Genomic DNA, 26,314 nt, shown 5'->3' on the forward strand with positions numbered 1-26,314 from the left:
GCTATTCATTACTTTGTTCACTCCGCGGATCCTCTTGCCAATGGTGTTTTGCTGGAGGCCATGGCGGCGTCCTCCACGCTCCAGAAATTCAATGCCGACGACGGCAACTCGGGTAGTGCCACGCGCTGCAGCAACGCGCGCACGGCATCCTTCAATCGTGCCACACGCAGCGTGATGCCACGAGCAGACAACCACGTGGCGAACTCCGCCAGGGACTCAAGCGCGGTGCTGTCCAGATCGGATGACTCCTCCAGGCTAAGCACGACCACCTGGGTTCCGCCATGCTCCTGGACCCGCTGGCGCGCGAGCGTCAGGATCGACTCCGCGTTGGCAAAGAACAGCGGCTCCTCCGGTCGCAGGATCAGCATGCCGGCCAACACATGGGCGCGCGGATGTTCGGCGATGTCCACAAAATCATGGCTGCCACCCAGCTGGCCAAGCACGCTGATGCGCGGCGTGGCGAGCTGGCGCAGCAACATGGCCAAGCTGAAGGCGATCGCCACCAGCAGGCCGTTGAGAATGCCGATCGAGAGCACGGCGAGTACCGCGGCCAACGCCACCAGCCGGTCGCGCTTCCATTGCAGGTACGGCTTGAACACCGCCAGTCGCCACGACTTGCTTACCGCGTGGATCACGATTGCCGCCAGCACCGGCTCGGGTATCCGTTCGATCCAGCGCAGCAGCAGCAAGACCATCAGCAGCACGCTGGCGGCGGCGACCAGCCCAGCCAGCCGCGAGCGGGCTCCGGCCGCCTCGTTCGCTGAAGTACCCGAATAGCCCGCGCCCAGCGGCATGCCGTGCAAAAGGCCGGAGACCACATTGGCCACGCCGAGCACCAGCAGGTCACGGTTCGCACTCACCGGGTCGCCGTGCTTCAGCGCGAACGCGCGGATCGCACCGTACGACTCTGCATACAGCACCAGCAGCAACGCCGCCGCCAGCTCCATGCTGGGCAGCCACTGTCCGCTGGACGGCCATGTCGGCAGCGCCCATGCCGGCGTGAGATTGATCGCGCCGGTCAGCGTCACACCGTGCTGCGCCAACCAGCCCGAGGCCAGCACACCCAGCACAATCACCAACAGGCTACCCGGCAAACGGCGCACCCGCTCACTGAGGAAGAGCAGAAGCAAAGCGACCACACCGGCGCCCATGGTGGCTGGCTGAACGTCACCGGCAGACTTCAGCACACGCAGTAACAACAAGGGCACGAAGTCGCCGCGCAAGGGCGGCAATCCGATGAGGTTCGGCAGCTGCTTCAGCGCGATCACGCAGGCCAGCCCGAACGTGAAACCGCGCAGCACCGGTCGCGCGATCAGATTCGACAATCCGCCGAGACGCGCCGCGCCGGCCAGTAGAAAACAGCCGCCGGTAAACAGCACCAGGGTCGCCGCCACCACCGCACGTGCTGCGCCATCCGGACCGGCCAGCGCGAGCGTGCCGGCGGCAAGTACCGCGGCCGAGGAAGAGGTGGCCGAGACAATCGCGTAGCGACTGCGGCCAAGCAGTCCATAGCAGACCAGGCCGGCGAGCAGTGCCATGACACCGGCCTGCGGTGGCAGCCCGGCGATGCCCGAATACGCCACCGCCTCAGGCAGCAGCAGACCGGCGATCGACACCCCGGCGAGCACGTCGACGCCAAGGGTGGAACCCTGGGTAACCGTGGTGGCCGGGCTCGCGCTCATTCGCTCGTCCCGCTCCAGCCCGGCAGGTAGGCCGTGTCATGGCTGTGCGCCAACAACAGCGCCTGCTGCATGACCTTTGCACTGATCTTGCCGCCTGATAGCTTGAGATGGCGGCGATAAAAGTCCGCCCATGGAAATTCCGCGTATGGAATCGCGTCCTTGGCGAAACCACCCACCATGCGCACTCGCGCCGCAAGCGTGCGATAGGGGTCATCGACCATCTCGGCAAGGCCGACCGGCATCGTGTCGTAATCGATGCGATTGCCGTGCTGGTCATACGGATGTGCCCAGCGATTGAATTCCATCGTGCGCCAGAACACCGGTGGCTCCAGCCAGGAAAAGTCGCGCTGAATGACCACCGGCACGGTTTTCACGCCCTCCTCCAGCAGCGCGAGACCGAGGTGGTGACGGTCGACGATGTAGACCCTTTGCTTCGGCCCCAGCACGCCGGGAAAGCAGTGTGCCGAGAGCAGTTCCCGACGCTTCTTGCGGCCGAGCTTTTCCCACTCTGAACGCTTGGCGGCGACTTCGGTCTTGCCCACGGTGAACTGGGTCGGTCGCAGCTTGGCCGGGGCGATCGACAGCAGCGGATGAGGAACACCAGACGACATGGCTCGACCCTTAGACAGTTTCGGTGTGGTCGAGCGTACCCGAGCCTGAGCGGCGATGGGACCGTACAACGCGCAATGTCGCGCTGTACGGCTATTCCATGCCCGCGTAATAGCCGCGCATCGCCCGCAGATAGGCGTCCAGATTACGGCCCGCCAGTTCATCGAACAGCTCGCCGGTTTCGGCGACTTCGTCGATGCGGTCGGGTCGGAAATTACGAAAATTCTCGCGCAACCGGCACCACGTGCCAAGCGTCCACTTACCGCCCCAAAACGCCAGGCACAACGGCTCAACCTCGCGCGTGCTGATGTTGCCGCCCTCGTCGCGATAGGCCAGCCGCAATACTTGGCGCGTCTCGATCGCCGCATGCAGCCGATCGATCCGGGCGGCAAACGCGAGTTTGTATTCGTCGCGCCAGATTGGCGCATAGATACGAGTGCGTGCCGAACGTTCGCGCAGTTCCGGGGGCAGTACCGCCTCGATCTTCATCAACGCGGTCTGCGCGCTTTCGGCCAACTTGGTCCCGGCAAACGCGCGCACGAAGCGCGTGCCGACCACCAGAGCTTCAAGTTCGTCAGCACTGAACATCAGCGGCGGGATGTCCGAACCCTTGCGCAGTACGTAGCCAACCCCGGCCTCGCCCTCGATCGGCACGCCGGACAGCTGCAGGTCGGACACGTCGCGATAGACCGTGCGCAGGGAAACCCCCAGCGTCTCGGCCAGCTGGCGGGCCTGCAGCGCGGTGCGACGGCCGCGCAGGGCGTGGATGATGAGGAACAGTCGGTCAGCGCGGCGCATCGCGGCATCATCGCCGAGACGGGCCGTGACGACCAGCGCCGTTCGTCACGGCTTGCTCGCCTTGCAACGTCGCCCACGATCGTTGCTGCACCGATTTCACCGCGGAGGTGGCGGGAATCTGATGCGCGATAGCTCATGGCTTTCACCGAATCTCGCCGCTGTGTCGGTTACGCGGCCTGCGACGCCGCGAGTTCGGCATCCTTCTCCGCGGCCCGCTGCATGGCCGGTCGCGTGATCACGCGATCGATGTAGGCGCGGATCACCGGCAGCTCCGGCACCAGCTTGAACATGGTTGTCCAGTTGAGTGCGCTGCCCCACAGGACGTCAGCCGCGCTGAACGTGTCGCCCAGCAGGTATGGCCCCTTTTCCAACTGATCGGTCAGCGTCTTCAGCATGGTGTCGAAATCGCCATAAGGGCACGTGGACGAGGCCGCCGCTTCCCGCTTCATCGATCTGTCGATCAAGGCCGGCTCAAAGCAGGAACCGTAGAACACCAGCCAGCGCAGGTACGGCCCACGCAGCGGGTCGCCGATCGGTGGCGCCAGCTTCGCCTCGGGATACAGATCGGCCAGATACATGAACACCGCCGGCTGCTCGGTGATCAACGCATCGCCATGGCGGATCGCCGGCACCTTGCCCATCGGATTGATCGCCAGATACGCGCTCTGGCGTTGCTCGCCGGTCTTGAAGTTGAGCACGTGCAGGTCATAGTCGACACCGAGCTCTTCGAGCAGGGCCCGGGTGCCGCCGGAGCGGCTTTGCGGGGCGTGGAAAAACGTGACTTTCGGTTTCGTGGACGTGTCCATGGGTGTCTCCTCGCAAGCTCTGCGCAAACTAAAGATGCCGCGTCTCGGCGGGCGGCGACCGCCAGTTGTTCTGGCGACCGTCGGCGTAATGCACCGGTGCTTCGATCAGCGCTGCTGGTTCGACGTCATCGAGGCAGGCCAGGTTCACACTGTAGAACTCTCCGCCAAGTACATCGAGATGGTCGCGCCCGAACGGGCGCACGCCGCAGTGTCGGCAAAACAGGTGATGCATGCTGTTTGAGCCGAACTGGACATCGGAAAGCTCGCCCTCACCTGCCAGCAGACGGAACGCTTGCGGCTTCACGATCGCGCCCCACTGCCTGGTCTTGCTGCAGATCGAGCAATTGCATCTGTCGCTAACGGCGGCCAGGTCGATGATCGCTTCCAGGCGAACCGCACCGCAATGGCAACTGCCGAGATAGGTCTTGGTCATAAAACGTCTCCGGTGGACACGTTGGTGGACAGGCTTGGCAAATGCGTCCGTCGATATGAACCGCGCAGCAGCGAGCGCGCCGTCGGTGCCAAGCGCAGCGTTTCCGGCGGTCGTACGAGAAAGCGCGTCAGTGCCTCGGCTAGCGTCACCCGCCAAGCTATCGAGTGCGTCAACGCGGCAACATGACGTGCGTAGGCCGGGTGGTCCGCAAAACATGCCACGCCGACGAGGACATGCTCGCCTTCACGGACCGGCAGCGCTGGAAAACTGTTGCTGCTGTATTCGGTGACGAAGCTGGCGGCGAGCGGAGCAGCGCATTCGGCAAGCAACGGCGCGATTTGCCTGGCAAAGTAGTTCGCGAAACCTTCGATGGCTGGCGCCGCGCCATACCAGAGCGTGATCACCACCAGCTCTTCGTCGATGTCGTGAGAACCGTGCGAATGCCGGTTGTTCGCATCGGAGATAAAACCCGTCGGCACGTCGAGCGGCCTAAGCAGCAGCACATTGTCGGAATCGATCATCGTGGCGTTTGCCGCGTCGCGATGCGTCTGCCATGCCGGGCCACCGTAAAACGCGGCCAACGCCAGCGCGCGCGATGGCATGTCGGCAAAGCCGCGCAGCCAGACGAAACGATCCGGATCGTCCAGATCGCGGAACTGACCGATCAGCGTCATGCCTACGGCCTCTTGTGTCTCGACAAATTCACGTTCGAACAACTCGATCAGGATGTTGCGCTTACCGGGATGCAGTGTGTACTGGCGCAGCTCCACGATCGGGCAAAAACTTGCCGCGCAGGCTGCGGTTGCGACGGTCGCATTCATGCGGTCAACCGCTGCATGGTCATCACCCAGTTGACCTCCCAGCTATGGCCGTTATTGGTCGAGAACGCCTGCTCCCAACGCGGGTGCTCGGCGTCGGCCGTCCATAGGAAACGCACGAGGATTGGCCTGCCCTTGAATTCGTCGCGCCCATAGAACGTTCCCACGCCGTGCTCGAAACGACCCAGCACCGGTGGCTCCAGCGCCACCCGCTGGTTGTCGACCCAGTAAATGCTCCACGCGCGCGTGTTCGGATCAAACAGGCGCATCGTCATGCCGATGAAATGGCTGTCGCCGAACGCGTCGGTGACAAACTCGTCCTGGTTGCCCATGCCGCCGAGGATCGGCCGGCACTCCTGCAAGGCGTCGAACTCTTCCCACTCGGCACTGCCGGCGAGGCGCTCCTTCAGACGGCGGTTGTGCACCTTCCAGCGGCCGAAGAAGAAGTCGAAATCGTGCGAGGGTTCATGCGGTGCGGGCTTGCTCACGGGCATTCCTGTGGTGGGCTCGGCGACGGCGACGTCAAAGCGGGCGATGAGGCCGATCGCGGCGGCAGCCAAGGCGGCGATCAACACGCGCCGACGTGGATGGTTGAGGTTCCTGTTGGCGGTTGCCTCATTGCCGCAACGCTCACCCTCAAGCGAACCATGCGGCAGTCGGTACTGGCCATCCAGCAGCCGGCCACGGTGATACAGCGGCTGGTAGGCGTGCACGACGCGATGGATCAAGCGATTCATGCTGACCTCCTCAGGCCGTTGCGAGCGTTGCGCTCTCGCCGACTAAAAACGGCGGTGGAATCGCGTGTTTGTAGAGCCGGAACCAGTGCTCGCGATCGCTCGGGCCATACAAATTCAAGGTGTGGATCACCTCACGCGCGAACTCCACGCTGCCCAGGTGACTGGCGGTGATCGTGCCGCCGTCACTCACCGCCAACTCGCCGGGCTCGTAGTGCGCGGTGCCGATATAGCCAGGCACCTGGCTATCGATCTGGCCGCGCCAGTTGCCGGTATGGCGGCAATCGTCGAGCAGGCCGGCGCGCGCCAGCGCCAGCACGCCACTGTCGATGCCAGCCACCGGTGTACCCGTCGCATGCAACTGGCGAATCGCCGCCACCGCTGGCTCGCCCTCACCACGCAGCCACAGGTGACCACCGGGCACGATCAGAAACGCGGCAGTGGCGAAGTCGATCTGTGCCAGCTGCAGATCGGGCTGCACCGTGAGGCCGCCCATCGACACCACCGGCGCCATCGAAAAGCCCACGGCCTGCACCCGCCATTCGCCCGGGCGCCGGATCTCGCATAGCGCCAGCGCGGCCTGCCAGTCGGCAAAGCCGTCAAAAACCAGGAAGTAAACCGTATCGCGCATGTCGTATCCCTCCGCTATGTGAGGTACAGCATGCGCAGCCCCTGCTGCCAACGTGCTGTCAGCAGTGGGCGGTGTCGCGGCTATTTCGGGGCGGTGTCCGGGCTTCTGCCCCTACACAGCTGGCGCGGTTCAGCTGGAGTCGGGACAATGCGCCATTCATCTGTCTCGGACCCATCATGAAGCCCGCCATCAAGCCCATCTCGCTAATCCAGTTCCTGATCGAGGAACGCCGCGCCGGCCATATCAATGCCGAGCTTTCGCTGCTGATCGAAGTGGTCGCGCGCGCCTGCAAGCGCATCGCGGTGGCTACCAACAAGGGTGCGCTCGGCGGCGTGCTGGGGATGGCCGGCAGCGACGACGTGCTCAGCATGAATATCCAGGGCGAGGCGCAGAAAAAGCTGGACGTGATATCCAACGAAATCCTGCTCGAGGCGAATGCCTGGGGCGGCCATCTCGCCGCCTGCGCCTCGGAGGAAATGGAAGACCCGCAGCAGATTCCCGACGGCTATCCGAAGGGCAACCACCTGCTGTTGTTCGATCCGCTGGACGGCAGCTCGAACATCGACGTGAACATCTCGGTCGGCACGATCTTCTCGGTCCTGCGTTGCCCGGACGATGTCACCGAGCCCAAGGCCGAGCATTTTCTGCAGCCGGGCACCGAGCAGCTGGCCGCCGGCTACGTGGTCTACGGCCCGGCCACCGTGCTGGTACTCACGTTTGGCCACGGCACCCACGAGTTCACGCTGGAGCGCGAAGTCGGCAGCTTCATGCTGAGTCGGCGCGGTATCCGCATTCCCGAGGAAGCGACCGAGTTCGCCATCAACATGTCGAACCAGCGCCACTGGCAGGCTCCGATGCAGCGCTATGTGGGCGAGCTGCTGGCCGGCACGACCGGTCCTCGCGGCAAGGACTTCAACATGCGCTGGGTCGCCTCGATGGTCGCCGACGTGCACCGCATCGTGACCCGCGGCGGCGTGTTCTATTACCCGCTGGACGCGAAGATCCTGCAGCAGGGCGGCAAGTTGCGTCTGATGTACGAAGCCAATCCGATGGCGTTCATCATCGAACAGGCCGGCGGTGCGGCAACCACCGGACGCGAACGCATCATGGACATCCAGCCGTCCAGGCTGCACCAGCGCGTGCCGGTATTCCTCGGCTCGAAGAAGGAAGTGGAGATCGCCACCCACTACCACCTGGAAGCCGACGGCGCGCAGGGCTGATCTATTTGCTCCCTCCCCGGCAGGCAGGGGAGGGTTGGGTGGGGTAGCTCTTCGCACTTCGCAACAAAGATCAAAAGCTTCACCCCCTCCCAGCCTCCCCCTGCGAGCAGGGGGAGGAGCGAAGCAAGAACGCTGCCCGTCTCGCGCCCCGGTAGCGCCACGCTGCACGCATAGACTCGCTACCCAACCACCACGATCCGGGCGATACGACCGATGTCCTTCCGCCGCCAGCTCCTGCCACTGTTCGCCACGCTCGCACTGAGCGCGTGCTTTGGTGGCAGCAAACCCACGCCGCCCCCGATCACACCCGTGGTGGCACCGGAGCCGGTGAAACTGAAGATCGGCCTCGCCCTGGGCGGCGGCGCGGCGAAAGGGTTTGCGCACATCGGCGTGATCAAGATGCTGGAGGCCAGTGGCATCCATCCGGACGTGGTGGCTGGCACCAGTGCCGGCAGCGTGGTCGGCGCGCTGTATGCCAGCGGCATGGATCCGTTCCAGCTGCAGGAGCAGGCTTTTTCACTGGACGCCGCGAATATCCGCGATGTGCGGCTGTTTTCCGGCGGCCTGGTGCAGGGACGCAAATTGCAGGATTACGTCAACCAGCTGGTCGGCCAACGATCGATCGAAAGATTGAAGCTGCCGTTCGCGGCGGTGGCGACGCAGCTGGAAACCGGCCAGCGCACGGTTTTCGTGCGCGGCAATACCGGGCAGGCCGTGCGCGCCTCCAGCAGTATTCCCGGTGTATTCGAGCCCACCGAGATCAGTGGAGAGCACTATGTCGATGGTGGCGTGGTGAGCCCAGTACCGGTCGATGCGGCACGGCAACTGGGTGCCGACTTCGTCATCGCAGTGGACATCTCGACCAAGCCCAGTGGCAACAACCCGCAAGGCATGGTGAACATCGTCGGCCAGTCGATCGCGATCATGGGCCAGCAACTCGGTCGCCAGGAGATAGCGCGCGCCGACGTGGTGATTCGACCCAGCGTCGACAATATCGGCGCCACCGACTTCGAGCAGAAGAACCAGGCCATTCTCGAAGGCGAGAGAGCCGCACTGGCGGCGATTCCGTCCATCCGCGCCAAGCTTGCTGCGTTGACGGCGGCGCGGCAGGCAGCAATCGCTCCTGTTCCTTGAGATAGCGTGCGGGGACCTACTTTTTTTCTCGTCATCCCTGCGCAGGCAGGGACCCAGTGCCTCTGGCTCCAACGGCTTAAGGTCAATGGGTTGACCAGCTTCGCTGTTGAAAAGCGGCTCTGCCTCCGAAGGAATGACGGTGATTCCAGGGAATTCCCTTCAGCCGTTGACTCGACAGCTCGCACTGTCCGAGGAGCTCTGCCGTCCCTGACCGAAATGCCTTGCGAGGTGCTTCCCGTCACGGCATGCCCTCCTGCACTTGGATGACGACGAAGCAAACTGCTAGCGTGCACGTTCACTTGCATTTCGGAGTTGCTCCATGTTGAAACGCTCGCATTTGTCCACCTCCTTGCTGCTGGCCGCGTGCTGGCTGCCGAGCGCGTTTGCCGCGCCGGCCAGCGTCGATCCGCGCATCGAGCAACTGCTCGGGCAGCTGGGCAAGGTGCGCTCCGTGGAGGCTGTGGCGATCTCACCGGACGGCACGCAACTGGCTTGGGTGACCCAGCACGATGGAAAGTCGGCGATTGAGGTGGCTGCGGCCGATGGGAGCCATGCCCACAGCGTGAGCGCCGCCTCCAAGCCAGGCACTTGCGCAGAATCGGGCGTTGCCTGGGCACCCGATTCGCATCATCTGGCCTTCGTGTCCGACTGCGGCAGCGATCCGACCAGCACGAAGGTGATGCAGAACGACATCTATCTCGCCGATACCACGAACAACAACAAGCCCACCCGCCTGGCACAACTCAAAGGCTTTGCGCGCGCACTGCAATGGACCACGGATGGCAAGTCGCTCGGCTTTCTGTATGTACCCGATGCCACCCGCCACGCCAGCGCGTTGTATGCCGCCAAGCCGGCGGCCGGCGAAGTGGGTGTGGAGGGCGTGGAAGTGCAACGCGTCGCCAGTGTGGACGTCACCAGCGGCACACTGCGCGAACTCACCCCAGCCGGCATCTACGCCTACGAATTCGACTGGTCGCCTGATGGCGCGCGTATCGCCTACACCGCGGCACCACCACCGGGCGACAACAATTGGTGGGTCGCGAAACTCTATGTGCAGCCGGCGCAGGTCGATGCCAGCGCAACGATGCTGATTGATCCGGCGACCACCAGTGGATCATTGCACGGCTTGCAGATCGCGTTGCCGCGCTGGTCACCGGATGCTTCGCGGATCGCCTTCATCGGCGGCCTGATGAGCGATCAGGGTTCCACCGGCGGCGACATCTACGCGGTGTCGACCAACGGCGGGAATATTGCCGTTGATCTCACTCCAGGCATTCATGTCACGCCGGCATGGCTGACCTGGACCGACGCGCAGCAGATGCTGGTGAGCCAAGTGGCAAACGGGCAAAGCCAGGTCGCTGAATACCATGTCGACGCGCACGCGGCCACGCTGGACCACACGCTGTTCAGCGTACCGGCCAGCATCGGTGATGGCAGCGCCGACATGGGGCTGGCGTTGTCGCGCGATCATCAGCGCGTCGCCTATGTCGAGAGCTCGTACACGACCGCACCCGAGGTGTATGCCGGTACGCTCGGCAACGCCGCGCCGCCGGCCGTCACCCAGTTCAACGCCGGACTCAAGCCGGCGTGGGGCAAAGCCGAATCGGTGGAGTGGAACAACGAAGGCCTCCATGTGCAGGGTTGGCTGCTGTATCCGGCCGACTACGACGCGCAGAGCCATAAGGGAAAGAAGTACCCGATGATCGTCAGTGTGCATGGCGGCCCGTCGAGCGCGGTGATTCCACGCTGGCCAAGCGTGGGTTACGGCAGTGCGCCGTTCTCCGCGCTCGGCTATTTCGTGTTCATGCCGAGTCCGCGCGGCAGCTACGGCCAGGGCGAGAAATATGTGCAGGCGAACCGCCGCGATTTCGGCTACGGCGACCTGCGTGACGTGCTTGCAGGCGTCGATGCCGTGGAAAAGAAACTGCCTGTGGACGACAAGCGGCTCGGCCTCACCGGTTGGAGCTACGGCGGCTTCATGACGATGTTCGCAGTCACCCAGACCCAGCGCTTCCATGCCGCCGTGGCCGGCGCCGGCATCGCCAACTGGCAAAGCTATTACGGCCAGAACCTGATCGACCAGTGGATGCCGCCGTTCTTCGGCGCCAGCGTGTATGACGACCCCTCGATTTACGCAAAGAGCTCGGCGATCAGCTTCATCAAGCAGGTGAAGACACCGACCCTGGTCGTCGTCGGCGATCGCGATGCCGAATGCCCGGCGCCGCAATCGTTCGAGTTCTGGCACGCGTTGCGCGCGCAGAACGTACCGACCTCGCTGGTCGTGTACCCGAATGAGGGGCACCACTTCGTCGATCCCACACATCAGCGTGACGTGCTGCAGCGTGCGCTGGGCTGGTTCGGGAAATACCTGCCGGCGTCAGAGTAAATCGCACTGGCAACGGTCGAGCTGAAGGCATGACCACGGACCGCCGGCGCCCAGCGTCGGCGGTTTCTCAGTTCAAGGGAGAGGCTTGGGAAAGGCTCTCAAAACAAGTCCCCTTGCGGCGAGGGCTTTCGCGGCGGCACGAAGCGAGTCGTATCGAGTTGCAGTTCGCGGGTACGAACAAACCCGTGCTTGCGCGAGGCGACCTCGAAGCGACGGCGCAGCAGGTCGGCGAACACGCCTTGGCCATGCATGCGGGTGGCGAAGTTGCTGTCGTAGTCGCGTCCGCCGTTCATCTGTTGCAGCAGGCTCATCACATGTTCGGCTCGCTGCGGCGCATGCAGCGCCAGCCATTCCCGGAACAGTTGCTTCAGCTCGTACGGCAGTCGCAGTGTGGTGTAACCGGCACAACGCGCGCCGGCATCGGCCGCCTGAGCCAGCACCGCCTCCATGTCGCGATCGTTCAAGGCGGGAATGATGGGCGCCACCAGCACGCCGACCGGCACACCGGCATCAGCCAGCGTACGGATCAGCTTGAGCCGCCGGTGCGGAGCACTGGCGCGCGGCTCGAGTTTCGCGGCCAGCGGGTTGTCCAGCGAATTGACCGAGACGAACACCTGCACCAACTGCTCGCGCGCCATCGGCACCAGGATGTCGAGGTCGCGTTCGACCAGCGCGTTCTTGGTGACGATGGTGCAGGGATGGTGGCATTCGGCGAGCAGTTCCAGCGCGGCACGGGTCAGCCGCCAGCGCTTCTCGATCGGTTGATAGGGGTCGGTGTTGCTGCCGATGTTGATCGGGCTGATCACGTAGCTGGGCTTGGCCAGTTCCGCGCGCAGCACCTCGGCGAAATTGCCTTTCGCGCGCAGCTTCGTTTCGAAATCGAGTCCAGGCGAGAGGTTGAGATAGCTGTGCGAGGGACGGGCGAAACAGTAAATGCAGCCGTGTTCGCAACCTCGATACGGATTGATCGCCTGACTGAAGTGGATGTCGGGCGAGTCGTTGCGGCTGATCACGCTGCGCGCCCGCTCCTCGGTGACTTCGGTGCGCGGACGTGGTGTGTCCTCGTCGAGCAGCTCGCGCGACCAGCCATCGTCTTCGGCGAGATGATGGATGCTTTCGAAGCGCCCCTCGGGATTGGAGGCAGCGCCACGTCCCTTGATCATGCGGCTACCCGGAGCCGGATCTTCTGGGTTTGGCGGCGGCGGCGAATCGTCCATCAGAGCATTTTGCCGCGATGATGTCTCAGCCGACGCGACATCCGTTCAAACCTGGCCGCGATACCTGCAAGACCCGTCGCGGCAGGGCTATGATGCGCGCATCCGGCCACCACCGGTGGCGTGTTTTCCGTGCGTTCGAGGTCCACCATGCGTTGGCTGCTGCTTACCCTGACGGTGTTCGCGATCTTGCTGTGCTTTACCCGCCATGGCGCCGGCGCCATGGCCTGGTGGCTGTTCGTTACCCTCGTCGGCACACTCGCCACCACGCTGGCATTTGCGCAAGCAAAGATCGCCAGCAACGCCCGTAGTGACAGCCTGTCCGAATACGAACTCAAGCGGTTGCGTGAGGGCAAGGACCATCACAATCACTCCACATCGGAACGCTGACTCTACATGGGGCGCCGTTTCGGGGAAACGCCCCACTGTCCATCACCTCGGCTGACCAGGAGTTCGTCATGACTGCAACCGGCTTGATCATTTTTCTGCTTATTGGCGCCATCGCCGGCTGGCTCGCCGGCTTGATCGTGCGCGGATTCGGCTTCGGCCTGATCGGCAATATCGTGGTCGGCATCGTCGGCGCATTCCTCGCCGGCTGGTTGCTGCCGATGCTCGGCGTCGGCTTTAGCCTGGGCAGCCCAATCGTCACCAGCATCGTCTACGCGATGATCGGCGCGATTGTCCTGCTGGTGCTCATCGGTTTGGTCAGACGCGCCTGACCCTTGATCGCGTCCACCGGCGCCTGCGCCGGTGGACGCGACGATACCCAACCAACGCGTTGCTGGCAGTCCAGCGCGCGTAGTCGTGTCTGCATCGCTACGGTTGCCGAGATCGGGCTACACTCGAGCTTCGATCATCGCCGGGCACTCATTCCTCCCGCGGTTTCCCGTCGCCACTCTGGCGATTCCTTCCATGCCGAGCCCGGCCAGCAGGAGGCCACCCATGTCCAAGCTTTATCCAGTCGACCCCACGTTTGCTGCCGCCGCTCGCATCCGCCGCGACGACTACACGCGCCTGTATGCGGAATCGGTCAGCGATCCTGAGGGTTTCTGGAGCCGCATCGGACAGCGGCTGGAATGGAGCAAGCCCCCGACGAAGATCAAAGATGTTTCGTTCGATCCGAAGGACCTGCACATTCGCTGGTACGAAGACGGCCAGCTCAACGTGAGCGCCAATTGTCTCGACCGCCATCTGGCCGAGCGCGGCGACAAGATTGCGATCATCTTCGAAGGCGACGACCCGAACGACACTCGCCGTATCACCTATCGTGAACTGCATGCTGAAGTATGCAAGTTCGCCAATACGCTGAAGAACCTTGGGGTGGCCAAGGGCGATCGCGTGGCGATTTATCTGCCGATGATTCCCGAGGCGGCGGTGGCGATGCTCGCCTGCGCCCGCATCGGAGCGGTGCACTCGGTGGTGTTTGGCGGCTTTTCGCCCGATTCGCTGGCTGGCCGCATCGCCGACTCCACCGCCAAACTGGTGGTGACGGCTGACGAGGGCATGCGCGGCGGCAAGCGCATCGCGCTGAAGGCGAACGTGGATGCCGCGCTGGAGCGCCCAGGCACGAACAGCGTGGAGACCGTGATCGTGGTACGTCGCACCGGTGCCGCGGTACCGATGCAGTCGCCGCGCGATCGCTACTATCACAACCTGATGGACGGCCAGACGGCCGATTGCCCAGCCGAACCGATGGAGGCCGAGCACCCGCTGTTCATTCTCTACACCTCCGGTTCCACCGGTAAACCGAAAGGCGTGCTGCACACGTCGGGCGGCTACCTGGTCTACACCAGCTACACCCATGAGCAGGTGTTCGACTTGCGCGCGGACGACGTCTACTGGTGTACCGCCGACGTCGGCTGGGTCACCGGCCACAGCTACGTGGTCTACGGTCCGCTGGCGAACGGCGCCACCACATTGATGTTCGACGGCGTGCCTAACTATCCGGATTTCAGCCGCTTCTGGCAGGTGATCGACAAGCATCAGGTCACGCTGTTCTACACCGCGCCGACCGCAATCCGCGCGCTGATGCGCGAGGGCGAAGCGCCGGTGAAGAAGACCTCGCGCGCTTCGCTGCGCCTGCTCGGCTCGGTCGGCGAACCAATCAATCCGGAAGCCTGGGAGTGGTACTACCGCGTGATCGGCGACGCGCGCTGCCCGATCGTCGACACGTGGTGGCAGACCGAGACAGGCGGCATCCTGATCACCCCGCTGGCCGGCGCGATCGACATCAAGCCCGGCTCGGCAACGCTGCCGTTCTTCGGCGTCAAGCCCGCGATCGTCGACGCGAACGGCGAAGTGTTGGAGGGCGTCGCTGAAGGCAACCTGCTGATCACGGATTCCTGGCCGGGCCAGATGCGCACGGTATACGGCGACCACCAGCGCTTCGTCGAGACCTATTTCAGCGCTTACCCCGGCAACTATTTCACCGGTGACGGGGCGCGACGTGACGAGGACGGCTACTACTGGATCACCGGCCGCGTAGACGACGTGATCAACGTCAGCGGTCACCGGCTGGGCACGGCCGAAGTGGAGAGCGCACTGGTATCGCATCCAAAGGTGGCCGAAGCGGCTGTGGTCGGTTGTCCGCACGACATCAAGGGCCAGGGCATTTACGCCTATGTCACCCTGGTCTCCGGCGAGAACGGCAGCGACGAGTTGCGCAAGGAGCTGATCGCCTGGGTGCGAAAGGAAATCGGTCCGATCGCCACGCCGGATTATTTGCAGTGGGCGCCCGGCCTGCCAAAAACACGTTCGGGAAAAATCATGCGCCGCATCCTGCGCAAGATTGGTGAGAACCTGCCCGATCAGCTTGGCGATATCTCGACGCTGGCTGATCCCGGTGTGGTGAAGAACCTGGTCGATGAGCGCTTGGTGAAATAGCGCGGCCTGCCTGCTCGCGATGGCGACTTTTGCCTCGCGAGCGGCCGCTGATCGATCGCGCTCCGGGGATGTGCTGATTTGGACGGCGCATCTGCGCGTACTTCCCTGATTCGGGAGAGCTGCGCTCACGGCGGTCCGCTATGGTGTTGGCAGCAGGCGGAATCGGTATTGAAGTCGACTCTCTTCGACTCTCGACCGTCGCCGACCCTCTCATGGCGCTTGTGCCCAGAGCCGCCACTCCGGCAGCATGCACCCATGCAGACAACGGACGGCCAGACCGTAACAGAGATTGCCCAGCACCTGCTCGATGATGAAATTCACGTGTGGCGGCTCGGCTACCGGCGTGAACTCGGACGGGCACCGTTGCGCGCGCTGCTTGCCGCCTATGTTGGGGAGCCGCCCCAATCTCTGGTCTTGATCGATGGTGAACACGGTCGGCCGGAATTGGCCCCACCGCACGGGTCACTCGCTTTCAACTGGTCGCACAGCGGTGATCGTGCGCTGCTGGCGATTGCCCGAGGCGTTGCTCCGGGGATCGATCTCGAACGCTGGCGCGCACGCACACGTGCGCTGGAAATTGCGCAACGCTTTTTCTGTGCCGAGGAAGCAGCGGCGTTGGCCATGCTTGACGGCGCGCAACTAACAAGCGCTTTCCTGGATCTGTGGACGGCGAAAGAGGCCGTGCTGAAGGCACTTGGCCGCGGTATCGCCTTCGGCCTGGAGCGGCTGCGATTCGCCGTGCCGCCGGCAGCGTCCCGCCTGCTCTGGCTTGACGAAGACGACGCCGCGCAATGGCAACTGCGGCGACTCCCGGCCGACGGCGAATTTGTCGCCACGCTCGCCTGGCGCGGTGCGCCACGGCGTATCCGCACGTGGACACTTGCCGCCGCTGGCTGAACGCGGCACTGTGGACGGCCGACTCGTGCATCACCCGGCTTCCCACCATGACCCTGCTCAGCGTCAACCTCAACAAGATCGCCGTACTGCGCAATTCACGCGGCGGCAATGAGCCGGATATCTGCCAGGCAGCGCAGACCTGCATCGAATCCGGCTGTGGTGGCATCACGGTGCACCCACGACCGGACCTGCGTCATGTGCGGCCTGACGATGTACGCGCGCTTGCGGCGATGCTGCGCGGTCGGGTGGAATACAACATCGAGGGAAATCCGTTTGCCGGCGCACGCGGGGAATATCCCGGGCTCATCACGTTGGCCCGCGAAGTGCGGCCCAGCCAGGTGACGCTGGTGCCGGATGGCGATGGTCAGATTACCTCCGATCACGGATTTGACCTGCGGCATGACATCGAGCGGTTGAAGCCACTGGTGTCCGAGCTGCTGGAACTGGGATGCCGTGTGAGTTTGTTCGTGGATGCTGGTACCGAGGCCTTCGAACTGGCTGCTGCGATTGGCGTGCAACGCATCGAGATCTATACCGGCCCCTATGCGCAGGCATTTGCCGATGGGCAGCCTGCTGCCGCCCTTGCAGCTTGCGCCGAAACCGCTCGACGGGCGCAACAAGCCGGGCTCGCGGTGAACGCGGGCCACGATCTCAGTCAGGCCAATCTGGGCACGTTCAAGGCGGCGATACCCGGACTGGCCGAGGTCTCGATCGGCCACGCGTTGATCGGCGAAGCACTCTACGGAGGACTGGCCACAACCGTGCGCAACTACGTGCAGATCCTCCGCTAATCAATACCGACAGCAGTCTGCACCGAAGCCTGTTACCCAACGCAAAAACCCCCGCGCGAGGCGGGGGCTTTTGGGATCGTGCAATACAGCTTTCTTTGCCGAGGTCCCCGGCGCCGAAACAACGTCCGATTTACTGGACTTCGGTAAAGCCAATCTTGACGAGGTTGTAGCTTTTCGCGTCAGACAGAACGGTCGCCACGTACTGATACGCGGCCCCGTCATCGGCGGCGATCTGAATTTCCGGCTGGTCGCTCTCGCTCCGCTGGGCGATCACCGCGAGCTGTGCCTTGAGGCCCGGCTCGTCAACCGGCGTATCGTTCCAGTAAAACGCACCGGCCTGGTCGATCTTCAGATGGATCGGTTCGAGCGGGTTCGGCGGATTCACGACATTCGGATTCGGCTGCGGCAGATCAACCTTGATCTTATGCGCCAGCACCGGTGCCGTGATCATGAAGATGATCAGCAGCACCAGCATCACGTCGACGAGCGGCGTGACGTTGATATCCGACATCGGTCCACTGGAGTTGGTAGTGAAAGCCATCGTCATTGCCCCTTCGGCGCGTCAGTGGTCATGAAGCCGACATGCACCATGCCCGAATCTTTCGCATCGCCGATGATCTTTTTCACGATCTTGAACTGCGTCGCCTTGTCTGCACGAATCTGCAATTCCGGCTGCGGCACCTTCTGCGCATTGACCGCAAACTGTGCCTTCAGCTCTGGCTCCGTGATTTCATGATCGTTGAAATACAAGTTACCGTCCTGCTTGATCGCGAGATCAAGCGGTGGCACCGGCATTTCTTCGTCCTTGGCCTTCGGATTGGCGGTCGGCAGCTCGATCGTGACGGTGTGCGACATCAGCGGTGCGGTGATCATGAAGATGATCAGCAGTACCAACATCACGTCGACCAGCGGCGTGACATTGATCTCCGACATCGGGCCGCCGGAATTGCCACCGGAACTCATAGCCATGAGTCAGGCCTCTTAAGACTTAAGCGCAGGCGCGGCGCCTTCGACACGCGAACCGGTAGCGAAGAAGTCGTGCAGGTCATGCGCGAATTCATCAAACCGGGCGTAGGTCAGGCGATTCGAACGGTTGAAGAAGTTGTAAGCCAGCACGGCCGGGATAGCGGTGAACAGACCGAACGCGGTCATGATCAGCGACTCACCCACCGGGCCCGCCACCGCGTTCATCGACGCGTTGCCGGTAGCAGCAATGCCGATCAGCGAGTGGTAGATGCCCCACACGGTACCGAGCAGGCCGACGAACGGTGCGGACGAACCGACCGTGGCGAGCAAGGTCAAGCCGCCTTCCAGACGCAGGCTTTCACGCGACACGGCCTGACGCAGGGCGCGGTCGATGAACTCCGAACGGCTCAGCGATTCGGCCAGGCGACCGGTGGTGCCAGTGGTCGTCTGCTGGTGATGGGCAACCGCCGAGGCGGCGTCCAGTGCGATCTTGGAGAACGGTTCGCCCTTGGGCTGCGCTTCCAGCTCGCGGATCGCATCCTGGGTGGAGCTATTGCCCCAGAAACCGTCGATCACCCGGTCGGCGCGGCCACGCACCATCGCATTGCGAATGGCGTTGGAAACGATGAAGTACCAGGACAGGAACGACATCACCACCAGGGTCACGAACACGATCCAGCTGAGCCAGTCGAAGTTCTGGATCAAATGGCCGAAACCCATCGCTTTCATTGCTTCAGCGTTGGTATTGCCGCCAACGGCCTGAGCCGCATCGGTTGTTGCAGAAGTCTGTAGGAACATAACGCTACCCTAGGGAAGTCGAACGTGAACTGTAACTGTAATCCAATGATCCGGATTGCAGATGATTAAATGATCTTTGGGTCAGTCGAGATTGAAGTTGACTGGAATGCGTGCATAGCCTTCCACCTTCTTTCCGCCCTTGACCTCTGGATTGAAACGCCAATGTTGCACTGCATCTATCGCAGCCCGGTCAAGCTCACGGAAGCCGCTGGATTTCTCCACCGTCACCGTCTTCGGTGTGCCGTCCAGACCCACCAAAACCATCAACACCACCGTACCCGTATGATGCTCCCGCACTGCCTGCGGCGGATACTTGGGATCAGGTCGGCTGCCATAACTGAGGTCGGAACCCGCAGCGATATCCGCTGGCGCTGCCGGTGGTGCTGGCGGAGCCGGTGGAGCTGCTGCGACCGCATTAGCCGATCGCTCCTCAACCGCTGGTGGCGGTGTCGGCGGCGGCGGTGTCGGTGGCGGCTTGACCTGTTGAATGATCTTCGGCGGCGGCTGCTTGGGTGGCTCCGGCGGCGGCGGCGGCGGTGGTGGTGGTGGTGGCGGCGGTTCGATGAAGTTCACCTGGACGATGTGTTCCTTCTCGGCGTGCTTCTGGCTCGGAGGAGCCATCGGCGCTACCAACAACAGGAACGCAAATGCATGCAGCCCGATGGCAACTGCTAATGCCCAGGTGCGCTTCCAGCTAAACGGCTCGCGCCCGATTTCTTCGTTACTTGAGGCCATCTGTCACTATCTGAAGCTAGTCGATCGGAAGAGAACGTTGCCGCAGGGCGTGGCCCGAAACCGTCTATCGTTCGGACGGAACTCGCCGCTGGGGAGACGCAGGGAAAGGTTTTCAACGGTACAACAGCACATGACTTTTGTATAGCACCCAGGGGCGGATAGAGATGGACGTCTATCCGTTACCCGGGCGCCATTTACGACACTATTTCTGGGCGCCGTTCGACTTCAGCCATGCCTGGGCCTTCTCGGCCGTGTCCGGCTGCTGGGCAGCCAGCTTCATGTCGGCGATCGCGCCGGCCTTGTTCTTCAGGCCAAGCTCAGCCTTTGCCATCAGCGTGTAGGCCGTGCCCTTGGACTTCACGCCCTTGTCGAGGCCTTGCTGCAGCAGGCTCTTGGCCTGGCTGTACTTGTTGTCGCCCAACAGCAGCCGACCTGCATTCACGGCGGCCTCGCCGTCCTTCGCCATCGGGATAGCCTTGTTGTAGGCATCAAGCGCCTTGCTGTTGTTGCCTGACAGCTCGGACGCCTCACCCAGCAGCATGTAATTGTCTGCGCTTGACGTGACGATGCCCTTGCTCATGCCTTCGTTGAGCACCTGGTCGGCCTTGGTTGCGTTCGCTGTGGGGTCGTCGACGGACTGCGCCTGGATCAAATACAACTTGGCCAGATTCACATAATCCATTTCGCTCTTGAGCGTGCCGTTCGCGCGCGCCTTTTCCATCAGCTGGATCGCTTCTGGATATTTCTGCGCCTGCATGAGCACCGACAGGGAGTTGTCGAGCGCGTTCGGATCGTTCGGGTTGGCGGCCATCTGCTGCTGCGCAAGCTGCGCAGCCTTGTCGCTCTGGCCGGACTCGGAATAGCTGGCCATCAGGATCTGGTTCCAGCTCGGATCCGGCTTGTCGGTCAGCGACTGTGCTTTCTGGATCGCGGCAATCGCTTCGGGATACTTCTTCAGGCGATAGTCGGCGTTACCTTCCAGCGCATAGGAGCTCGCGGTTTCCTTCTTGCCCTCGGCACGCCATTTCGCGATCGTGTCCAGCGCCGGCTGATATTGCTCATCGGCCATCTGGAATTCCGCCATCTCGTATTCGAGCTGGAAGTAGGTGTCGTTCGGCATCACACCGTTGGCCAGCGAACGCTGCAACAGATCGATCGCGCCCTTGTAGTCGCCATCGGTGTATTTGATCGTCGCCATGCCTTGCAGCGCCAACGCCTGGGCGTACTTGCTCTTGCTGCCGCCATCGATAATCGGCTGCAGATACTGCGAGGCCTTCGCCTTGTCGCCAGCGGCGACGGCGTCCAGGCCTGCGTTGACATTCTTCTGGTCCTTGTCGCTGCTCAGATCAAGCTTGGGCGCAACACGGGTGGCGTTCGGATACTGCACTTCCTTTTTGTCTTTGGACGAGCTGCTGTCGGCTAGCGCCGGGCTGCTCGCCAGCGACAGCAACAAGACTGCACTCGCCAGCATCGTGAACGCTTTGGCATGCTTCATGGGTGGTCCTCATATCAGTCTGCGCGTATCGATTGCGCGGGGGATTACGGAGCGTAACCCGAGCGGGCGCGTCATAACAAGTCGCAGTGCCGCATAAAAGATCGTTAAAAATCAATTAGTTAACGATTTTTGCTAGCAGACCACCCAGCTATTTGCAGTTAGTGCCAATACTTTCGCCCCTGCTTGCCAGCTGTAGCAGCAAACCGGCGCGCTTTCGCTGCTGCATGCCAAACACACCAAGTCATCCCGAAAGCCCGGAACCGGCAGGGCTGCGCACGGCAGCCACCGGTTCCGTGACTTGGATCAGATGTCCAGATTGGCAACTTTCAGAGCATTCGCCTCGATGAATTCGCGGCGCGGCTCGACGGCCTCACCCATCAGCATGGAGAACATCTGATCGGCTGCGATTGCGTCCTCGATGCCGACCTGAAGCATGCGGCGGGTCTCCGGATTCACCGTGGTTTCCCACAACTGCTCCGGATTCATTTCACCCAGGCCCTTGAAGCGCTGGATGCTGCGGCCCTTCTTCGCCTCATCCAGCAACCAGTTGCGCGCCTCGACGAAACTGAGCACGCCACGCGAAGCATTGCCACGTCGTACGACGGCATCGGTCTGGATCATGCCGGCGACTTGCTGGCTGATGCTGAGAATCGCGCGGAATTCATTGCTGGCGAAGAATGTCTGCGGGAAGAACCAGGTATGGCTGAGCCCATGCTGCTCACGTATCACTTCGATGGCAGCCGGCTGTTCGCCATGCGCCGGGCGCAGCGACAGCTTGTAGCGCGGCTTGCCCAGACCGCTCGCGGCTAGCCGTTGCTCTGCCTGCTGCAGCCATGTCTGCAAGGCGGCCGGCTCGGCCCACAACGTCGCTTCAAGCGGCGTGTGCTCGAGCATCGCGGTAAGCATGGCGACGTCGAAGCGATGCGACAGCTTGGCAATCTGGTCCAGTGCCTGCTGATAGCCACGCAGCAGTTTCTCCAGCGCCTCACCAGTGATCGGCGGTGCATCGGGGCTGTACGTCAGTGTCGCGTTGTCGACCGCGCTGGAAATCAGGTAGTCGTTCAGCGCCGTGTCGTCCTTGATGTACAGCTCCTGCTTGCCCTGCTTGACCTTGTACAGCGGCGGCAACCCGATGTAGATATGGCCGCGCTCGATCAGCTCGGGCATCTGGCGATAGAAGAACGTCAGCAGCAAGGTGCGGATGTGCGAGCCGTCGACGTCCGCATCGGTCATCAGGATGATGCGGTGGTAACGCAGCTTGTCCGGGTTGTATTCGTCCTTGCCGATGCCGGTACCCAGGGCGGTGATCAGCGTGCCGACCTCGGCCGAGGCCAGCATGCGGTCGAAGCGCGCCTTCTCGACGTTGAGGATCTTGCCCTTCAACGGCAGCACGGCCTGGGTCTTGCGGTTGCGGCCCTGCTTGGCCGAGCCACCGGCGGAGTCACCCTCGACCAGGAACAGCTCGCACAGTGCCGGATCCTTCTCCTGGCAGTCGGCGAGCTTGCCCGGCAGGCCGGCGATGTCCAGTGCACCCTTGCGGCGGGTCATCTCGCGCGCCTTGCGCGCGGCCTCGCGGGCACGCGCGGCATCGACGACCTTGGACGCGATCGCTTTCGCTTCGCCGGGATGTTCCAGCAGGAATTCGCCGAGCTTCTCGTTGACGACCTGCTCCACCACCGTCTTCACCTCGGACGAAACCAGCTTGTCCTTGGTTTGCGAGGAGAACTTCGGGTCGGGCACCTTGACCGACAGCACGGCGATCATGCCTTCGCGCATATCGTCGCCGGACAACGCCACTTTCGCGGTCTTGGCCAGCCCTTCTTTCTCGATGTAGTTCTGCAGTGAACGGGTCAGCGCGGCGCGAAATCCGGTGAGATGAGCACCGCCGTCGCGTTGCGGAATGTTGTTGGTGAAACAGAACATCGACTCCTGGTAGGAATCGGTCCACTGCATCGCCACTTCAACGGTGATGCCGTCCTGCTCCGCCGTCAGGCTGATCACGTTCGGGTGCAGTGCCGTCTTCAACTGCGCCAGATGCTGCACGAACGAGCGGATGCCGCCTTCGTACGCAAAAGTGTCCTGGCGCCCTTCGCCGCGCTCATCCTTCAGCTCGATGGTGACGCCGGAGTTGAGGAACGCCAGCTCGCGCAGTCGCTTGGCGAGGATGTCGTAATGGAATTCGATGTTGTTGGTGAACGTCGCAGGGCTGGGCTGGAAACGCACCATCGTGCCGCGCTTGCTCGACGGCCCGAGCACCTTGAGCGGAAACAACGGCTCACCGAGCGAGTATTCCTGTACGTGTTCGTGGCCTTCGCGATAAATCGTCAGCCACAAGTGTTCGCTCAGCGCATTGACCACTGACACGCCCACGCCGTGCAGGCCGCCGGATACTTTGTACGAATTGGCGTCGAACTTGCCGCCGGCATGCAGCACCGTCATGACCACCTCGGCGGTGGAACGACCTTCATCCGGATGCATGTCGACGGGGATGCCGCGGCCATTGTCGATGACGCTGACCGAGCCGTCGTCATGAATCGTGACCACAACCTTGTCGCAGTAACCAGCCAGGGCTTCATCGATCGCGTTGTCGACGACTTCAAACACCATGTGGTGCAGGCCGGTGCCGTCATCGGTATCGCCGATGTACATGCCGGGGCGCTTGCGCACCGCTTCCAGGCCTTTTAGTACCTTGATGTTGCTTGAGTCGTAGTTGGATTCGTTCATGCGTTGACCGTTTCCTGGCGCCAGCGACCCGCCCGGCATGGCGCCGTGAAAGGCCGGACAAGGGTTATGCAAATATCGATGATGCAACCCTTCGATTATAGCAGGCGCGTCAGCTGGCCTTGTTCCACGTGGAACACTCGCGAGGGAAGGGTCTGTAATGCCTGCGGAACCTCGGTGCCCGTCAGCAGCACCTGAGCTTTTGCTGCACACAGTTGCGCCACAACAGCGGCTTGATGTGCTTGATCCAGCTCGGAGGCGAGGTCATCCAGACAGACGACTGGCCACTCGCCGCGGCACTCGGCGTAAAGCTCGGCCTGCGCCAGCAGGCAGGCCAGAGCGGTGAGCTTTTCCTGGCCCCGCGAAAGATGTTCGCGTAGCGGCGCCCGCTCGAACACGATGGACCAGTCGGCTCGATGCGCCCCAAGCGTGGTGTGTCCCCTAGCCAGGTCCCTGCCCCGTGTGTCGCGCAGCTGCTGGGCCAAGTCTCTGTCCTCTGCCCAGCCGCGGCGATAACGCAGTTCCACGGCGCCAAGTTCCGGAAGCAGGCCGGCGATACTCGCCTCCAGCTTCGGGCGCAACAGATCCAGATAGGACCGGCGCAGGTGATCGATCAGATGGGCTGTCTGTGCCAACTCGGCCTCCCACGGGGCAAACAGTTCATCAGTCGACGCTGTTACCGAGCGCAGCAAGCTGTTGCGCTGTTTTAATGCCCGTTGGTAGCGCCGCCAGCTCCCCAGAAAATCGTGTTCCACGTGGAACACGCCCCAGTCGAGATAACGTCGACGCTCGTCGGCGGCGCCAGCGATGAGTGCATGCGACCCAGGTTCGAAGCAGACGACGGCACAATCACTGACCAATTGCCCCATGGTGACGTTGTCGCCATCCAGCTTTGCGTCCCAGCGCGCACCCGCCCGACCCAGACCGAGCCGGAAGATCCGATCGTCGGCATGGCGAAGCTCGGCGAATATCGACAACTGCGGCGCACCACGCTGTTGTAACGCCTCCGATGCCCCACTGCGGAACGATCGGGCGTGGGAAAGCAGAAATACGGCTTCCAGCACGCTGGTCTTGCCGGCGCCATTTGCACCGACGAATACGTTGATGGCCGGATCCAACGCCATGCTGACGTCGGTCAAGCAACGCATGCCGCGGATCCGCAGCTGTTCCAGCCTCATGTTGCAAAGGCCCACAAGCAAGAACGCCGGAGTCCCTGACGGGGACCCCGGCGTTGCCGATAACAACAGCACACGGTGACAACCATGCGCGAGGTGTCAGAGCCGCAACGGCATGATCACGTGGCGAGCGTGTTCGTTGTCAAACTCCTGCACGAGGCAGCTGGATTGGGCGTCGCGCAAGCTGAGCCGGGCCTTGTCCCCGCGCAGCGCGGCCAGAGCATCGAGCAGATAACCCACGTTGAAGCCCACGGCCAGATCTGAGACGTGCGTATCCGCCTCCACTTCCTCGACAGCCTCTTCCTGCTCCGGGTTGTGCGCAACGATGCGCAGCTTGCCGGGCGACAGCTCGAGCCGAACACCGCGGTATTTCTCGTTCGAAAGAATCGCAGCACGCTGCAGCGCGCCCCGCAGCACTTCGCGATCCAGCGTGGCTGCCTTGTCGGCACCGAGCGGAATGACGGCCTCGTAATCCGGGAAACGACCGTCGATCAGCTTGGACGTGAACGTCACATCCCCACGACGTACGCGCAGATGATTGCGGCCGAACTCCAGCTCGACCTGGCCGTCGCCGGCCTCGAGCAGGCCAACCAGCTCGTTTACGCCTTTGCGCGGAATGATGATCTGCCGACGGGCGGTCACCGAACTTTGCAGCTGGGTTTCCTTCATGGCCAGGCGATGACCGTCGGTCGCCACACAACGCAGCGTGTGCTCCTGCAGATCCAGCAGCATGCCGTTCAAGTAATAGCGGACGTCCTGGTTCGCCATCGCGAACGCCGTGCGCTCCATCAAGTCGCGCAGAACCTCTTCCGGCAAGCTGACCTTTTCCACCAGCTCGATTTCGTCGACGGTGGGGAATTCGCTGGCTGGCAGCGTCGTCAACGTGAAACGGCTGCGCCCTGCGCTGAGCGCCACACGGTCGCCGTTGAGCTTCAGTTCAATCTTGGCGCCATCGGGCAAGGCCCGCACGATGTCGAACAATTTCCGTGCCGGGATGGTGATTTCACCGTCGACCAGTTTCTCGGCCTCGGTGGTGGCAACCATCTCGACTTCCAGATCGGTGCCGGTCATCGACAGTTTGCCTTGGGCAACCTTGACCAGCAGGTTGGCAAGCACTGGCAGCGTCTGGCGACGTTCAACCACGCCCACCACTTGTTGCAGTGGCTTGAGCAGAGCTTCTCGTTGGATGCTGAATTGCATGGCTTGGCTTCCCCTATACCTGCTGTTCTGTCTTTAAAAGAAGTGTAGTGGTTGTTGTAGGCTTGGTGGATAACTTTTTATTCTTTCTTTTCTAAGCAATATCAATAACTTGAAGCTTTTCTTGGCTGTGCTCTAAGACGCTTGCTGACTGTGGGTGCTTTGTGGATAACTTCAGTCGCGCATTCATC

At 62.6% G+C, this 26,314-nt stretch carries 25 protein-coding genes; 8 read left to right on the forward strand and 17 right to left on the reverse strand.

Annotated features, from left to right (window positions below; genetic code table 11):
- Positions 1-17: 17 nt before the first annotated feature.
- From HDE77_RS10195 to HDE77_RS10230, 8 genes are all read right to left on the reverse strand, one after another.
- Positions 18-1,682: a SulP family inorganic anion transporter gene (locus HDE77_RS10195; protein WP_184417207.1), complete on the reverse strand. Its 1,665-nt coding sequence runs from the start codon at positions 1,680-1,682 to the stop codon at positions 18-20.
- Positions 1,679-2,293, reverse strand: a complete 615-nt coding sequence (locus HDE77_RS10200; protein ID WP_184417208.1) for a ParB-like protein — start codon at positions 2,291-2,293, stop codon at positions 1,679-1,681. Before HDE77_RS10200 ends, HDE77_RS10195 begins: the two co-directional genes overlap by 4 nt.
- Positions 2,294-2,384: 91 nt before the next feature.
- Complete coding sequence (locus tag HDE77_RS10205; RefSeq protein WP_184417209.1) at positions 2,385-3,089, reverse strand: YafY family protein; 705 nt, start codon at positions 3,087-3,089, stop codon at positions 2,385-2,387.
- Between the two features lie 167 nt (positions 3,090-3,256).
- The gene (locus tag HDE77_RS10210) at positions 3,257-3,895 is read right to left on the reverse strand and encodes a glutathione S-transferase family protein (RefSeq protein WP_184417210.1); all 639 of its coding nucleotides are present in this window, start codon (positions 3,893-3,895) and stop codon (positions 3,257-3,259) included.
- A gap of 28 nt (positions 3,896-3,923) precedes the next feature.
- Entirely contained in the window at positions 3,924-4,328 is a 405-nt protein-coding gene (locus HDE77_RS10215; RefSeq protein ID WP_184417211.1) for a GFA family protein, read from the reverse strand.
- On the reverse strand, positions 4,325-5,149 hold the full coding sequence (locus HDE77_RS10220) for an NIPSNAP family protein (protein ID WP_184417212.1): 825 nt from the start codon (positions 5,147-5,149) through the stop codon (positions 4,325-4,327). Before HDE77_RS10220 ends, HDE77_RS10215 begins: the two co-directional genes overlap by 4 nt.
- On the reverse strand, positions 5,146-5,883 hold the full coding sequence (locus HDE77_RS10225; protein ID WP_221444216.1) for a hypothetical protein: 738 nt from the start codon (positions 5,881-5,883) through the stop codon (positions 5,146-5,148). The genes HDE77_RS10220 and HDE77_RS10225 overlap by 4 nt, the downstream gene beginning before the upstream one ends.
- A gap of 10 nt (positions 5,884-5,893) precedes the next feature.
- Positions 5,894-6,511 carry a DJ-1/PfpI family protein gene (locus HDE77_RS10230; protein ID WP_184417213.1) on the reverse strand — a complete coding sequence of 206 codons (618 nt, stop codon included), beginning with the start codon at positions 6,509-6,511 and terminating at the stop codon, positions 5,894-5,896.
- A 188-nt stretch (positions 6,512-6,699) separates the two neighbouring features.
- On the opposite strand from HDE77_RS10230, the gene HDE77_RS10235 reads away from it, so the two are divergent.
- From HDE77_RS10235 to HDE77_RS10245, 3 genes are all read left to right on the forward strand, one after another.
- Entirely contained in the window at positions 6,700-7,731 is a 1,032-nt protein-coding gene (locus HDE77_RS10235; protein ID WP_184417269.1) for a class 1 fructose-bisphosphatase, read from the forward strand.
- Between the two features lie 213 nt (positions 7,732-7,944).
- On the forward strand, positions 7,945-8,865 hold the full coding sequence (locus HDE77_RS10240; RefSeq protein WP_184417214.1) for a patatin-like phospholipase family protein: 921 nt from the start codon (positions 7,945-7,947) through the stop codon (positions 8,863-8,865).
- 319 nt (positions 8,866-9,184) lie between these two features.
- Entirely contained in the window at positions 9,185-11,251 is a 2,067-nt protein-coding gene (locus HDE77_RS10245; protein ID WP_184417215.1) for a S9 family peptidase, read from the forward strand.
- A gap of 98 nt (positions 11,252-11,349) precedes the next feature.
- On the opposite strand, the gene HDE77_RS10250 is transcribed toward HDE77_RS10245, so the two are convergent.
- Positions 11,350-12,414 (reverse strand): PA0069 family radical SAM protein, encoded by a 1,065-nt coding sequence (locus HDE77_RS10250; RefSeq protein ID WP_255482640.1) that lies wholly within the window; start codon positions 12,412-12,414, stop codon positions 11,350-11,352.
- Between the two features lie 201 nt (positions 12,415-12,615).
- On the opposite strand from HDE77_RS10250, the gene HDE77_RS10255 reads away from it, so the two are divergent.
- The 5 genes from HDE77_RS10255 to HDE77_RS10275 all read left to right on the forward strand — a co-directional run bounded on the left by HDE77_RS10255 (position 12,616) and on the right by HDE77_RS10275 (position 17,036).
- Positions 12,616-12,855, forward strand: coding sequence for a hypothetical protein (locus HDE77_RS10255; protein WP_184417217.1), 240 nt, complete (start codon positions 12,616-12,618; stop codon positions 12,853-12,855).
- Between the two features lie 68 nt (positions 12,856-12,923).
- Complete coding sequence (locus HDE77_RS10260) at positions 12,924-13,184, forward strand: GlsB/YeaQ/YmgE family stress response membrane protein (RefSeq protein WP_184417218.1); 261 nt, start codon at positions 12,924-12,926, stop codon at positions 13,182-13,184.
- A gap of 223 nt (positions 13,185-13,407) precedes the next feature.
- The gene (gene acs / locus HDE77_RS10265; protein WP_184417219.1) at positions 13,408-15,348 is read left to right on the forward strand and encodes an acetate--CoA ligase; all 1,941 of its coding nucleotides are present in this window, start codon (positions 13,408-13,410) and stop codon (positions 15,346-15,348) included.
- A gap of 255 nt (positions 15,349-15,603) precedes the next feature.
- Positions 15,604-16,245: a 4'-phosphopantetheinyl transferase superfamily protein gene (locus HDE77_RS10270; protein ID WP_184417220.1), complete on the forward strand. Its 642-nt coding sequence runs from the start codon at positions 15,604-15,606 to the stop codon at positions 16,243-16,245.
- A 47-nt stretch (positions 16,246-16,292) separates the two neighbouring features.
- Positions 16,293-17,036 carry a pyridoxine 5'-phosphate synthase gene (locus HDE77_RS10275; protein WP_184417270.1) on the forward strand — a complete coding sequence of 248 codons (744 nt, stop codon included), beginning with the start codon at positions 16,293-16,295 and terminating at the stop codon, positions 17,034-17,036.
- A 130-nt stretch (positions 17,037-17,166) separates the two neighbouring features.
- On the opposite strand, the gene HDE77_RS10280 is transcribed toward HDE77_RS10275, so the two are convergent.
- The 8 genes from HDE77_RS10280 to dnaN all read right to left on the reverse strand — a co-directional run bounded on the left by HDE77_RS10280 (position 17,167) and on the right by dnaN (position 26,126).
- A complete protein-coding gene (locus HDE77_RS10280; protein WP_184417221.1) occupies positions 17,167-17,577 on the reverse strand; it encodes a biopolymer transporter ExbD in 411 nt (136 codons plus the stop codon).
- Between the two features lie 2 nt (positions 17,578-17,579).
- Positions 17,580-18,005 carry a biopolymer transporter ExbD gene (locus HDE77_RS10285; RefSeq protein ID WP_184417222.1) on the reverse strand — a complete coding sequence of 142 codons (426 nt, stop codon included), beginning with the start codon at positions 18,003-18,005 and terminating at the stop codon, positions 17,580-17,582.
- Between the two features lie 12 nt (positions 18,006-18,017).
- Positions 18,018-18,800: a MotA/TolQ/ExbB proton channel family protein gene (locus HDE77_RS10290; RefSeq protein WP_184417223.1), complete on the reverse strand. Its 783-nt coding sequence runs from the start codon at positions 18,798-18,800 to the stop codon at positions 18,018-18,020.
- 81 nt (positions 18,801-18,881) lie between these two features.
- Positions 18,882-19,535, reverse strand: a complete 654-nt coding sequence (locus HDE77_RS10295; protein WP_184417224.1) for an energy transducer TonB — start codon at positions 19,533-19,535, stop codon at positions 18,882-18,884.
- A gap of 202 nt (positions 19,536-19,737) precedes the next feature.
- Entirely contained in the window at positions 19,738-21,030 is a 1,293-nt protein-coding gene (locus HDE77_RS10300; protein WP_255482641.1) for a hypothetical protein, read from the reverse strand.
- A gap of 303 nt (positions 21,031-21,333) precedes the next feature.
- Positions 21,334-23,754: a DNA topoisomerase (ATP-hydrolyzing) subunit B gene (gyrB, locus tag HDE77_RS10305; protein WP_184417225.1), complete on the reverse strand. Its 2,421-nt coding sequence runs from the start codon at positions 23,752-23,754 to the stop codon at positions 21,334-21,336.
- 95 nt (positions 23,755-23,849) lie between these two features.
- Positions 23,850-24,929, reverse strand: a complete 1,080-nt coding sequence (gene recF / locus HDE77_RS10310) for a DNA replication/repair protein RecF (RefSeq protein ID WP_184417226.1) — start codon at positions 24,927-24,929, stop codon at positions 23,850-23,852.
- A 96-nt stretch (positions 24,930-25,025) separates the two neighbouring features.
- Positions 25,026-26,126, reverse strand: a complete 1,101-nt coding sequence (gene dnaN, locus HDE77_RS10315; RefSeq protein ID WP_184417227.1) for a DNA polymerase III subunit beta — start codon at positions 26,124-26,126, stop codon at positions 25,026-25,028.
- Positions 26,127-26,314 lie beyond the last annotated feature (188 nt).

Origin of the sequence: Rhodanobacter sp. MP7CTX1 (assembly GCF_014205795.1) — a bacterium.
In the GTDB taxonomy this organism is placed as follows: Bacteria; Pseudomonadota; Gammaproteobacteria; order Xanthomonadales; family Rhodanobacteraceae; genus Rhodanobacter.